This is a genomic window from uncultured Holdemanella sp. (assembly GCF_958348295.1).
GTDB lineage: Bacteria > Bacillota_I > Bacilli_A > Erysipelotrichales > Erysipelotrichaceae > Holdemanella.
Genome location: NZ_CATVYQ010000054.1, coordinates 1 through 14,078, shown reverse-complemented (window position 1 = coordinate 14,078; position 14,078 = coordinate 1). Strand labels below are relative to the sequence as shown.

The 14,078-nt window shown below is 30.9% G+C and carries 8 protein-coding genes; all 8 read left to right on the top strand.

From position 1 onward, the window contains the following. Positions 1–152 precede the first annotated feature (152 nt). Positions 153–275: a hypothetical protein gene (locus Q3907_RS09240; RefSeq protein WP_301898069.1), complete on the top strand. Its 123-nt coding sequence runs from the start codon at positions 153–155 to the stop codon at positions 273–275. Between the two features lie 214 nt (positions 276–489). Beyond that, positions 490–1,284: a glycosyltransferase gene (locus Q3907_RS09235; protein WP_301898068.1), complete on the top strand. Its 795-nt coding sequence runs from the start codon at positions 490–492 to the stop codon at positions 1,282–1,284. Then, entirely contained in the window at positions 1,284–2,540 is a 1,257-nt protein-coding gene (locus Q3907_RS09230; RefSeq protein WP_301898067.1) for a lipopolysaccharide biosynthesis protein, read from the top strand. Before Q3907_RS09235 ends, Q3907_RS09230 begins: the two co-directional genes overlap by 1 nt. 70 nt (positions 2,541–2,610) lie before the next feature. After that, positions 2,611–3,708, top strand: coding sequence for a glycosyltransferase family 4 protein (locus Q3907_RS09225; RefSeq protein WP_301898066.1), 1,098 nt, complete (start codon positions 2,611–2,613; stop codon positions 3,706–3,708). A 17-nt stretch (positions 3,709–3,725) separates the two neighbouring features. Next, positions 3,726–5,027, top strand: coding sequence for a sugar phosphate nucleotidyltransferase (locus Q3907_RS09220; RefSeq protein ID WP_301898065.1), 1,302 nt, complete (start codon positions 3,726–3,728; stop codon positions 5,025–5,027). 21 nt (positions 5,028–5,048) lie between these two features. Next, positions 5,049–6,686 (top strand): phospho-sugar mutase, encoded by a 1,638-nt coding sequence (locus Q3907_RS09215; RefSeq protein ID WP_301898064.1) that lies wholly within the window; start codon positions 5,049–5,051, stop codon positions 6,684–6,686. A 93-nt stretch (positions 6,687–6,779) separates the two neighbouring features. Further along, positions 6,780–11,570: an RICIN domain-containing protein gene (locus Q3907_RS09210; protein ID WP_301898063.1), complete on the top strand. Its 4,791-nt coding sequence runs from the start codon at positions 6,780–6,782 to the stop codon at positions 11,568–11,570. A 113-nt stretch (positions 11,571–11,683) separates the two neighbouring features. Next, positions 11,684–14,078 (top strand): RICIN domain-containing protein (locus Q3907_RS09205; RefSeq protein ID WP_301898062.1); only part of this gene is annotated, 2,395 nt, incomplete at its 3' end.

Sequence of the window (14,078 nt, the reverse complement as noted above, 5' to 3'; positions counted from 1 at the left end):
TAAAATCCCTATGACTTTTAAAGGTTGATTTATCCCTATCTAGTTTTATATATTCCTTATTCGTTACAGCCCCTTTTTTTATATAATAAGATTTTGTTTTTTGGAACAGAGAAATACGATGTATGGTAAGCGTCAAATTGAAGGTGGTACCTATGGAACTATCAAAAATAAAAAAGACGTGGATCTTGTCGAATCGCTATAAGAAATTGAGAACGAAACATAAAGAGCTATGCAGAATCAATGTGACCAAAGGACAAGAAGTTAGTAATGTCTGAATAGAAGATAAGTATATAGTTCATGTATGAAATTCTGACGTATTTGTAAATAGCATACAAAAAACTTCATCAATAACGAGTGGATGAAAATGATAGGGGTATATGGTTTTAGGTGTTGACTTATTTATATAAAAAGTCTTTTCTTATCAATGATAGAAATTTTGTGTTAAATATGGTATCTTATAAATGTTTGTATAATTAAGGAGCGGATAAAATGGCATTGCATACATTTGTTGTATTAGCATATAAAGAATCGATTTATTTAGAAACATGTATTAAAAGTGTTCTTAATCAAAAATATAAAAGTGATGTGGTTATTGCAACATCTACGCCAAATGATTTTATTTATAATTTAGCAAATAAATATAATCTTCGAGTTATTGTGAATAACGAACAAAAGCATGGTATTGGTTATGATTTTGATTTTGCACGAACTTGTGTAAGTTCTGAAATGGTAACGATTGCTCACCAAGATGATATATACGAATATGACTATTCGAATGAGGTAATACAGGCTTATAAAAAGAACCAGGATTCACTCATTGTGTTTACGGACTATTTTGAAGTGAGAAATCATAAAAAGGTGTACTCAAATACTAATTTAAAAATAAAGAGACTTTTATTAACTCCACTAAAAGTACATAATTTAACAAATTTTAAATTGTTTAAGCGTAGCGTATTGGCATTTGGAAATTCTATTTGTTGTCCTGCGGTTACATTTTGTAATAAAAATATTTCATTAAAAGAAATATTTGCATCGGATTTAAAATGTGATGTGGATTGGTTAGCGTGGGAAAGAGTTTCAAAGGAAAAGGGGAGATTTATCTTTGTGAATAAGCCATTAATGGGACATAGGATTCATGAAGAATCCACAACCACTTCAATTATAGAAGGAAATATTAGGGGAAAAGAAGATTTATTTATGTTTAAAAAATTTTGGCCTGAATTTATTGCAAAATTTTTGACAAAAGCTTTTGCTTATTCAGAAAAGAGTAATGAGGTTAAATAATGACGCAAACAATAGATAAAAATAAATTTAAAAAAAATTTTCTATGGAATGTGATTGGAATGACATGTAATTGTTTTAACTCATTATTTTTCATGATTTTAATCACACGAATAAATTCAATGGATGATGCTGGAATATTTACATTATCATTTTCTATTGCTTGTTTAGTATATTACATTGGTACTTATGCAGGTAGGGTTTATCAAGTTACCAATGTTAATGATAGTATTACAGATAGTGATTTTATTATACATAGAGCTATAACTTGTGTAATGATGGTATTTATAAGTTTAATGTATTGTTTTATTTCAGGATATAGTCTATACAAATTTACTGTTGTTATTTTGCTTTGCATATATAAAAGTTTAGAAGCCTTTTCAGATGTTTTATATGGTGTTGTTCAAAAGAATAATAACCTTTATCAGGTAGGTATTTCTTTAACGATTAAATCGGTATTTGCTTTGATTCTGTTTGTTGTTGTGGATATTGTAACAAGAAACATTATATATTCAATATTATTTGCTATATTAGCATGGATTTTGGTTATTGTTTTATATGATTTTAAAAACGTTAATTATGTATCGAAATTTAAACTTCATTTCAATATATCTAGTTTAAGGGATATTTTCAAAAATGGTTTTTTTGTTTTTATAATTAATTTTTTGTCAAGTTATATTGTAAATGCACCAAAATATGCGTTAGATGGACGTGCATCAAATGAATTACAAGCAATTTTTGGTATTATTTTAATGCCTGCTACCCTAATTAGTTTAGGAGTACAATATTTTATTCAGCCTTTTTTAGAACAATTAACGAGTAGTTTTAAAAATAATGATAAAAAGGCTTTCAACAAGGTTGTAATAAAATTATTGTTTATAACATCAGGATTGGGCGTGATTTGTCTGATCGGGGCTTATATCTTAGGTATACCAGTATTATCTTTAGTATATGGTTTAGAATTATCTGCATATTTATTTGAACTTGAAATTATAATTTTTGGTTCGATTTTATTTGCATTGAGTTTAATTCTTTCATCAGCTCTTATTACCGTACGATATAATTTTATTCAGTTTATTGTCTTTGTGATTACATCTGTATTTGGATTTTTCATTAGTATTATACTGATCACAAGATTTAGTATTGATGGAGCTGCATATGCTTATTCTTGTATAATGTTGTTAGAATTCTTCTTGTATGGCCTTATTTATTTAATGCTTCAAAAGAATTTATTTAAAAATTTAGAAAAGGAAGTGTAACTTGATGAATATTTTGCATATATCACCATATGTACCTAGTGTACACGCAGCACATGCTGGAGGAGTATGTATGGGTAAGGAAGTAGAGACATTACGCAAAAAGCATAATGTTTTCGTACTTTCATTCGTGAATGATGAAAAAGAAGAACAATTGATTGATAAAGAATATAAAGATGATACAAAATGTTATTTTGTTAAATCAAATACATATACAAAGGCTACTAATGCATTGTTAAATTTGAATATGCCTATATTTTTTGCTATTCGTAATTCAAGTGAATTTAAAAAGAAGTTAATTAAGATTATTGAAGAAGAAAGAATTGATGTAATTCATGCGGAATATACTGCAATGGGACAGTTTGTATGGGTTAAAGATAAATTCCCAAATATTAAATTTAATTTGGTAGAGCATGATGTTACAAAACAATCTTATGATCGATACGTTAAGGATTCAACGGGTTTTAAAAGGATTTATAACAAATGGCAGGCTAATCTAGTTGAAAAGTATGAGGGAAATTGCTTAAAAAAATGTGATGAAGTCTTTACATTAAATACTAAAGATTTGGATTTATTAAAAAAATATTATAGTATTAAAGATGCTAAAGTGATTACACCTTATTATGGTGTTGATTTCAGTAATGTGAATAAGAATATAAAAAAAGTTCCTAAAACAATTTGCTTTGTTGGGCAAATGGCACGTACAGAAAATCATGATGCAGCGATGCGTTTAATCAATATTGTTTCAAAGCTTAATAGAAAAGATATTAAAATCAATATCATCGGTGCATATCCTAGCCAGGAATTACAAAATTTAGAATCTGAAAATATTCATGTGACTGGTTTTGTTGATTCAATTGAAGATGAAATTATGAAAAATGACATTGCTGTATTTCCATTAATGTTAGGAGCAGGAATAAAATTTAAAATTTTGCTTGCAGCTGGCTTAGGTTTACCTGTTATTACAACTTCTGTTGGTGCAGAAGGAATTGATGCCGAAGGAAAGTATTTGTTGTTAGGACAATCGGATGAAGAATTATCAAATTTGATCTTAAAATTAGTTGATGATGAAGAGTTGAAAAATGAAGTGGCGAGCAATTTACAAAAATATGTATTAGATAATTTTAATTGGGAAAAATCAGTTGCTTTATTTGATGAAATTTATAAATAATACAAGGAGAATCTATTATGAATATAATATTATTATCTGGTGGATCAGGTAAAAGATTGTGGCCTCTATCCAATGATGTGCGTTCAAAACAATTCATTAAATTATTTAAACACAATGGGCAATATGAGTCTATGGTACAAAGAGTCTATCGCCAACTAAAAGAAGTGGATGAAAACAGTAATATTACAATTGCAACAAGCAAAACACAGGTTTCTGTGATTCATAATCAATTAGGTGATAATGTATCTGTTTCTGTTGAACCATGTAGAAGAGATACTTTTCCGGCAATTGCATTATCAACTGCGTATTTACATTATGTAAAAAATGTTTCTTTAGATGATTCAGTGGTTGTATGTCCAGTCGATCCTTATGTAGAAGATTCATATTTTGAATGTATTAAAGATATTTATGAATATTCTTGTACAGGACAATCAAACTTAACTTTGATGGGAATTGCACCTAGTGAACCAAGTGAAAAATTTGGATATATTATGCCAAAAACAAATGGTCAAATTAGTCAGGTGGATAGTTTTAAGGAAAAGCCTTCTGAAAATTTGGCTAAAGAATATATTGAAAAAGGTGGATTATGGAATGGTGGTGTATTCGCCTATAAGATTGGTTATCTTTTAGATAAAGCTCATGAATTGATTGATTTTACAGATTATTATGATTTATTCAATAAATATGACACACTAACAAAAATTAGTTTTGATTATGCGGTTGTTGAAAAAGAGAAAAATATTTCCGTTATAAAATATAAGGGAATGTGGGAAGATTTAGGCACTTGGAATACGTTTGCGGATGCGATGGCAGAAAATAGTATAGGAAACGTAATTATGGATAATCATTGCGAAAATGCACATGTCATTAATGAATTGGATCTACCTATTTTATGTATGGGATTAAAAGATATGATTGTTTCTGCAAGTCCAGATGGAATTTTAGTTTCAGATAAAGAGCAATCTGTAAATATTAAAGAATATGTGAATACGATTGAGCAACCTATAATGTTTGCCGAAAAATCATGGGGTGAATATAAAGTTATTGATGTTGAAGATGAAAGTTTAACAATCAAAGTATCACTTAAAAAGGGAAATAAAATGAATTATCATTCTCATCAATATCGAGATGAAGTATGGACAATAATTAGTGGTATTGGTGTTGCGACGGTTAATGATCGTGATTATGTATTGCGTTCGGGTGATACAATTAAATTGCCTAGAAATTGTAAACACACAATTAATGCGGAAACGGATTTACAATTGATTGAAGTACAATCTGGTAAAGAAATTTCAAAAAAAGATAAGATTAAATATTAGTATATAGTAAAGGAGTTTTATATGGATGAATTGATTAAAAGTCGATATCAATACTGGCTAGAACAAGTGAATGAAAGTGAAGTCAATGTTTTAACGAATATGATTGATACTGAAATAGAAAATTCCTTTTATAAAGAATTATCTTTTGGTACAGGTGGTATTCGTGGAAAGATGGGCTTGGGTACGGCTAAAATAAATGGATATGTGATTCAAAGAGCAACTCAAGGATTAGCTAACTATTTAAAGAAATATTGTTCGAGCAATAATAAAGTGATCATTGGTTACGATACAAGGAACCATTCCAAAGAATATGCTCAAGTTACAAGTCGTGTTCTTAAGGCAAATGGCTTTCAAGCTTTTCTATTTAAAGAGGCTTTACCTACGCCTTGCGTATCTTTTGCGGTACGTGAATTGAAGTGTGCTTGTGGGATTGTGATTACAGCATCACATAATCCGGCTGAATATAATGGCTATAAAGTTTATAATGAGAATGGATGTCAAATCACTACAGAAGCAGCTTCTTTGATTTATGATGAAATTAAAAAATTGGATTATTTTACTATATATGATAATTCTGAATATTCATATGTGGATGATATCATATATGAAAAGTATATCGATGCTGTAGAAAAAGAAAGCATTTTACCAATTGAAAATAAGGATGTAAGTATAGTATATACACCTTTGAATGGTACTGGATTAAGGCCGGTTACCGATATTTTAAAGCGAAAGGGATTCACTAATATTCAAATTGTAAAAGAACAAGAAATGCCGGATGGTAATTTTCCAACATGTAAAAAGCCGAATCCAGAAGAATATGAAGCTTTAAATTTAGGAATTGAGTATGCGAAGCGCTATCAGTCAGATTTAGTTTTAGCTACAGATCCAGATTGCGACCGATTATCCATTGCGATTCGTATAAAAGATAATTTTCAAATACTTTCAGCAAATGAACTTGGTTGTTTGTTGCTGGATTATGTCTGTCAAAATATTACTTGCGTGAATAAACCTGTTTTTATTAAAACCATTGTAACTACAGACTTGGCTGAGTTAATTGCCAAAAAATATAATGCAACTACAATTAATACATTAACGGGATTTAAGTTCATTGGAGAGCAAATTGACATTTTGAAAAAACAAAATCGAGAGAATGATTTTATTTTTGGCTTTGAAGAAAGTTGTGGATTCTTAAAAGGAACGTATGTAAGAGATAAAGATGCAACGGTTGCTGCAATGTTAGTGTGTGAGATGTATGCATACTATAAATCGAAAGATATAAGTTTAATTGAACGATTAAATGAATTATATGATGAATTTGGATATTGTTTAAATGTTCAACATTCTTTAACGTTTGATGGGGCAAAAGGACAGGCTAAGATTGAAAAGATTATGGATGGTGTTCGTTATGTTTTGCAGACTCTAGCAAATTCAACCATTGTCTTAAAAAAAGATTATTTGAATGGAATTGATGGATTACCAAAGAGTAATGTAATTAAAGTTTTTTTAGATGACAAGAATTCAATTATTTTTAGGCCTTCGGGAACGGAGCCTAAAATTAAAATTTATTTTTCAATTATTTCAAAAGATAAAGAATCAGCTTTACAAATTAAAGAGAAACTTTATTTTTCTATTATTTCTTTTATTAATTCATTAGAATAGTTGATTATGAACAGCACATGCTGTTCTTTTTTATTGAAACAAGAGTTAGTTTGTTTTAAAATAAAACAGTTGATAACAACATAGGAGGGAATCATGGCAAAAATTTCTAAAGCGTTATTTGCTTTAATGTTAAGCTGTGTTCTATCTTTTTCTACAGTTGCAAGTTCATTGCCTGTATTGGCAGATGAGGTTGAACAAACTACAGAGGAAGATGAATCAGAAAATGTGCAGGAAACTACGACAGATAAATCCGATACGGAAGTATCTGAACCCGTAGAAAATACAGAGAACAATGTATCTCAAGAAGAAGTTTTAGGTAGTTCAGATATGATGGATTATTTCTTAGTGAATATGCCTATTGTAAATTCGAATGATACACAGAAATTAGTTCTTTCATTAAAGAATGCAGAGGGGTATTCAAACTTTAAGGTGAGTGTAAAAAAGAGTGATGGTACTTCTTTTGATATGGAGGCTACAAGCCAAGAGGGTAATTTAGTAGAGTTTTCTCGTGTATTTACTGAAAAAGGTGAATATACAATTACAACTTTGCATTATGTTTATAATGGACAGGCTTACTATCTAAATTTGGGTGATTTGGATATGGATGTTAAATTTGGTGTGGATCAGGAATATAGTGGTTATGATCCATCTTTGCCTGATTTAACAGCAGGAACTACTAGTGATGAAGGTGTTGTTCAAGTAACAGATTTAAATAAGGCCGAAGAACAAGTAGAAGATGGGATTTTATCTTCAAATGCTGCATCTGCCATTGCAACAATTGGTGAAGATATAAATGCTAGAGCAAGTAAAGAAGTCACAATTTGTTTAGATCCAGGTCATGGTGGATCTGATGGTGGTGCTATTGCTGTAAATGGGGCTAATGAAAAGGATCTTACTTTAAAGATTGCAAAATATTGTAAACAAGAATTAGAAAAATACGATTGTAAAGTAATTATGACTCGATATGATGATCGTGATGTGGATTTAAAAGAGCGTGCAATTATCGCAAGAAATAATGGTGCCGATTACTTAATCAGTATTCACTTAAATTCATCATCTCCAGGTGCAATGGGTGCTGAGGTTTACTATCCTAACTCTAACTATCGTCCGGATCTAGGGCAAAATGGTCAAGCTGTGGCTCAATCGATTCAAAATGAATTGGCTGCTTTAGGTATTTATAATCGAGGAATTAAGATTCGAAATTTGGATCCGGGTGAAATGCCATATCCAGATGGTTCAATTGGAGATTATTATGCGGTTATTCGTCATGCGAAAAACTTTGGTATGACAGGCATGATTATTGAACATTGCTTTTTAAGCAATTCAAGTGATTTCTATAATTTCTTAAGTAGTGATTCTAAATTACAGGCATTAGGGAAAGCCGATGCTAAAGGAATTGTCAATGCATTAGGCTTACAAGAGGCACGAGTTACATTAGATAGACTTGCAGCTGCAAATAGAAATGCACTTCCTGATGGAACTTATGAAATCGCATCAGATATTGATCCAGAATATGTTTTGAATATAGCTGGATCGTCATCTGCAAATAAAGCAAATCTTGAATTATATGAAGCAAATGGGTCAAAAACACAAAGTTTTACTGTTTCACACGATAGTAAAGGGTATATAACAATCACAAATGATAATTCAGGCAAAGTGTTGGATATAGTAGGTAGTGTAGTAGATGATTTTTCAAATGTTCAACAATACGAATCTAATGGTTCTTATGCTCAAAAATGGATTGCGGTTAAGAAAAATGATGGTTCTTACGAGTTGGTTTCGGGCTTAAATCATTTTTATTGTTTAGATTTATATGCTTCAAAAGCAAAAAATGGAACTAATGTAGATATTTATCATAGAAATGATTCTGAAGCGCAGGGATGGATTTTTAGAAAACAAGAGGATCCTAAGTATGCATTAAATAAATTGGCATTAGAAAATAAAGATGCTCTAGCGGATGGAACATATGAAATTGCATCTAAATTAGATTCAGATTATGTTTTAGATATTGAATCGGCTTCATTGTCAAACAAAGCAAATGTACAATTGTTGCAGGCAAATTATACAAAATCACAAAGTTTTACGGTATCACATGACAGTAATGGATTTATTACAATAACAAATGGTAATTCTGGAAAAGTGTTAGAAGTTGCGAGTGATAAAGCAGGAAAATTTACAAATGTACAGCAAAATGATGCGAATGGAAGTTCAAGACAAAAATGGGTTGCCATTAAAAAGAATGATGGTTCTTATGAATTGGTTTCTGCTCTTAGTAGATTTTATTGTTTAGACTTATATGCTTCAAAAACAATAGATGGAAATAATGTAGATATTTATACACGAAATGATTCTGAAGCTCAGAATTGGTTTTTTAAGAAACAAGAGAATCCTAGAATTGAAATTGATCAATTGGCTTCTGACAATAAAAGTGTATTGACAGATGGAATATATACAATTGCTTCAGCTATAGATTCAAACTATGTTTTAGATATGACGGCATCTTCACTAAGCAATGGAGGAAATGTACAAATTTACAAATCAAACCAATCTTCGGCACAAGGATGGGTCGTATCACATGATAGTAAAGGTTATGTAATAATCACTAATGAAAATTCTGGTAAAGTAATGGAAGTGGCTGCTAACAAAGCAAATAAATTTATTAATGTACAACAAAATCAAGCTAATGATAGTTACAGACAAAAATGGATTGCGATTAAGAAAGAAAATGGTTCTATTGAATTGGTTTCAGCTCTTAATATAGATTACAGCTTAGATTTATATGCCTCAAAGACAGTGAATGAATCTAATGTTGAAATATATAGTCGTAATAATTCAACAGCGCAGCAATGGTTGTTTAAGGTAAAATTGAATAAAAGAGAAGTTCTAGATCAAATGGCGGTTGAAAATAAATCGGTTCTTAACAATGGTGAATATGAAGTTGCTAATAAATTGAATACGGATTATGTATTAGATATGACGGCTTCTTCCTTAAGTGATGGCGGAAATGTTCAGTTATATAAATCAAATGGAACAAATGCTCAAAGATGGTTGGTTTCCCATGATAATACGGGATATATAATAATTACAAATAAAAATTCTGGTAAAGCAGTTGAAGTTGTTGGTAATAGTGCTAAAAACTTTGGGAATGTTCAGCAAAACACAATGAATGATAGTTATGCTCAAAAATGGATAGCAGTAAGAAATAGTGATGGTTCAATTGAATTAGTGTCTGCGTTGGATGAGAATTATTGTTTGGATTTATATGCATCTAAAACTACGAATGGAAATAATGTTGATATATATGAAAGAAATAGTTCAGATGCACAACAATGGATTTTTAAAACAAAGATAGATGTTAACCCAGCACCTTCTAATTACGATGCAATTGCAGCACAAAATAAAGCTGTTCTTCCAGATGGAAATTATGAAATTGGCTCAAAATTAAACACAAATTATGTTTTAGATATGACGGCTTCCTCTTTAAGTAATGGTGGAAATGTCCAGATTTATGAATCAAATAGTACTAATGCACAATGTTGGAATATTTCACATGATACAAAAGGTTATGTAATTATCAAAAATAAAAATTCAGGGAAGGTCGTGGAAGTGGCTGATAATAAAGCTGCCAATTTTGCGAATGTACAACAAAATCAAGCCAATGATAATATGGGACAAAAATGGATTGCATTCAAGAAAAGTGATGGTTCGATTGAATTAGTTTCTGCTTTGAACATGAATTATTGTCTTGATTTATATGCTTCTAAGACTGTCAATGGTAATAATGTTGATGTATATGAAAGAAATGGTTCAAATGCACAGTTGTGGAAATTCCAAGCGTTTGCTTCTATACAAGAAAAAACAGATTTATTGGCAAAAGAAAATGCAAACTTGATGGAAGATGGTGTATATTTCATTAAAAATGTGAATACACAATATGTATTGGATGTTCCTAGTAGTAGTAAAAATCCAGGTGTCAATATTCAACTTTATACATTAAATGAGTCTAATGCTCAAAAATGGGTGATTGAACATGATTCAAAGGGTTATGTTTCATTTATGAATTTTGGTTCTAAATTATATTTAACCGCTTCAAATGGTAAAGTAACTCAGGAATATGCGACAAATGAAGCAAATCAGAAATGGATTGTATGTTTTGATGTGCAGGGACATTTAAAGATTGTATCTGCTGCAGATACAAAAATAGCTATGGATGTTACAGCAAGTAATTTTTCAAATGGTGCTCGTATTCAAACTTATTCTTCAAATAATACTTCTGCACAACAGTGGGTATTTACATTTATCAGTGAATATAAACGAGAAGATGTATTAACGCCAATTATGGGAAAATCTTTAGCAACTGTAGATCAAATAGTGAATTACTATAATGCTAATGCATCAGGGTATGATACTTTTAAAGGAAAATATGAAGGTAAATATGATGGTTGCCTTGCAGAAGGGGGAGCAAGTACAATTCGTGAATTTGCCCAGATTTTCTATGAAGAAGCAAGTGCAGAGGGTGTAAGAGCAGAGGTTGCATTTGTGCAATGTATGAAAGAAACGGCTTTCTTAAAATATGGTGGAGATGTTTTACCAAACCAATATAACTATGCAGGAATTGGTGCAACAGGAGCTGTACATGGAGCTGCATTTAAAGATGTTCGTACAGGAATTCGTGCTCAAATCCAACATCTTAAAGCGTATGCTTCTTTAGATAGATTAGTTAATACTTGTGTGGATCCAAGATTTAATTTAGTAACTCGTGGTTGTGCTGAGTATGTTGAGTGGCTTGGCCAACAAGAAAATCCCAATGGATATGGTTGGGCTTCAGATAAAATTTATGGATATTCTATTGTGGATATGATGAGTGTTTTATTAAATAAATAACAAAACTTAGGAACTCTATTTTAAATAGGGTTCTTTTTTACAGGGATTTGAACAAATGTTAATTGTTTTCTAAATTAATAAGTAATAAAATATAAATCATGGGGGTTGAGAGTATGAATAGAGATATAATTAAAGTTGGTTTTGCCGTTCTTGCTGCAGTAACTACTTACAATTTTGCCGATATGGTTATTAATGCACAAGAAAATGATACACAGCCGATTGTGGATGTGAATGTCACAGATAATGATAATGTTTTAAATACAGATGTAGTTGTGGATAAAAAAAGTGATGTGGATTCAAATGAACAAACAAACTCACAATTGAATCCTGGTTGGTCTGCTGATTTTAGGCAATATGTTAAAGATGGTGCCTATGTTACGAATCGTTTTGAGTTGATTGATGGTAATGAATACTATTTTGATGAGGCTGGATATAAAGTAACTGGGTTAAAAACAATTGGAGAAAATACATATTATTTTAATGCATCAGGGGAAATGTTAAAAGGTCTTCAAACAATTGGAAATTCTACATATTATTTTTCAGATGAAGGGATTGCATTGCATGGTTTACAAACCATAAATGGTAAATTGTATTATTTCGATGATACTACAGGTGTCGGTATAACAGGTCGTTTGAGTTTGAATGATAAAATCTATTATTTTGAAAATGGTGTTCAGGCAATCGGAGAGAAGTTTTGCGATGGGCATTGGTATAATTTTAAAGAGGATGGTACCTTAATTGTTGGCTTTGATATTCATGGCAATACAATCAAGTATTATGATTCTTTAGGAAGAAGATGCGATGGCACATTCTATATTGATAAAGTCACTTATAAGACAGATACAAATGGTGTGATTTTCGAGACAATGTGGAATGGGGTTCGCTATTATTGCCAACAGGATCCTCAATGGGCTAATAAAGTGATTGGAAATTATTATTTCCGTGGAACTGGTTGCTCTCCAACAACAGCTACAATGATCATTAATACATTAATGAACACAAATTATTTGCCAACAGATATTGGTACTATGTTATTTCAATCAGGTCATTTTAATACATATGATGTTGGGGCAGATTCTGGATCGTGGACGTATTTGGCAAATCGTTTTGGATTAAATCTTCAAAATCGTTTAAATCAACAACAAGCTATTCTAGAATTGTTAAACGGAAAATTTGTTACGGCGGCTGTTGAAGGTGGAAAATTCTGTCCTTGGCCAGGAGCATCACATCAAATTTTGTTGTTTGGTCTAGATGCACAAGGATATACTACGGTATATGATCCATATACACCAAGTCGTAATGGGCGTGTGCATATTAGTGAAATTTTTAATCACCCATCTCATTTTGCGGGTGACTTAGAGGCTGGTGGTCCTTTCTTCTCGATTGGGTTATTCAAAGATTTCAAACTTTACATTGATGTAGAAAAATATGGGGATATTCATGTTGGTGATATTTATTATTCAGGATCTAAAGCAGAACCTGAAGTGAATGTTTCCATGCAAACATCAAATGGTAAAGTTAACCTAGTACAAGGTCGTGATTATATTGTTACATTTGAAAATAATGATAAGATTGGTCAAGCAAATGTAATTATTAAAGGTATTAATGGGTATACTGGAAGAGTATCAAAAATCTTCAACATTTTAAAAGATGAAATGCAAAATGGAACATACCAAATAGAAGAAGGTATTACAAATAATAAAGTATTAGGTTTAGTGAATAAAACTCAAAGTGGAAGTTCTACAATTGGAATTTATGATCGTAATACAAGTATGAGTCAGCAATTTTATATTGAAAAAAATCAAAATGGCTATTATACAATTAAAAATGTTTATTCAAATCAATATATTGGATTGAATGGTAATTGGCAAAATATGCAGAATGGTTTAAGTTTAATTCAAGGTATTGATTCAAGTAGTAAATCAGCTCAATTTGTGATTTATCGAAATGCGATTGGCAAATGGGTAATCTCTTCTGCTTGGGATAGAAATTATGCTATGGATTTATATAGTTCGTCAACTGCAAATGGAAACCTGATTAAAATTTGGGAAAAGAATGGTAGTATGGCTCAGTGTTGGAATTTAGTGCAAGTACAGGCGGGTAGAGATTACTTAGATCAACTTGCAGTAGCAAACAAAAATACCCTTCAAGAAGGCACTTATGAAATCGGTTCAGCTATCAATTCAAATTATGTATTGGATATGACAAGTTCTTCCATGTCGAATGGTGGTAATGTTCAAATTTACAAATCAAACGGAACAAATGCACAGGCTTGGAAGATTATAAAAGACGAAAAGGGTTATTTAACATTTATAAATGTGAATTCAGGTAAAGTTTTGGATGTAACAAACAGCAAAGCGTTAAATTTAACAAATGTGCAGCAATACGATTCAAATGGTTCATATGCACAAAAATGGATTGTTGTAAAAAAAGGCGATAATTATGTTATTTATTCAGCTTTAGATGTTGATTTCGTATTAGATTTATATGCTTCAAAGACTTCAAATG

Coding starts and splice junctions, on each gene's coding strand:
- Q3907_RS09240 (WP_301898069.1), top strand. CDS start 153: ATGGAACTATCAAAAATAAAAAAGACGTGGATCTTGTCGAATCGCTAT.
- Q3907_RS09235 (WP_301898068.1), top strand. CDS start 490: ATGGCATTGCATACATTTGTTGTATTAGCATATAAAGAATCGATTTAT.
- Q3907_RS09230 (WP_301898067.1), top strand. CDS start 1,284: ATGACGCAAACAATAGATAAAAATAAATTTAAAAAAAATTTTCTATGG.
- Q3907_RS09225 (WP_301898066.1), top strand. CDS start 2,611: ATGGGTAAGGAAGTAGAGACATTACGCAAAAAGCATAATGTTTTCGTA.
- Q3907_RS09220 (WP_301898065.1), top strand. CDS start 3,726: ATGAATATAATATTATTATCTGGTGGATCAGGTAAAAGATTGTGGCCT.
- Q3907_RS09215 (WP_301898064.1), top strand. CDS start 5,049: ATGGATGAATTGATTAAAAGTCGATATCAATACTGGCTAGAACAAGTG.
- Q3907_RS09210 (WP_301898063.1), top strand. CDS start 6,780: ATGGCAAAAATTTCTAAAGCGTTATTTGCTTTAATGTTAAGCTGTGTT.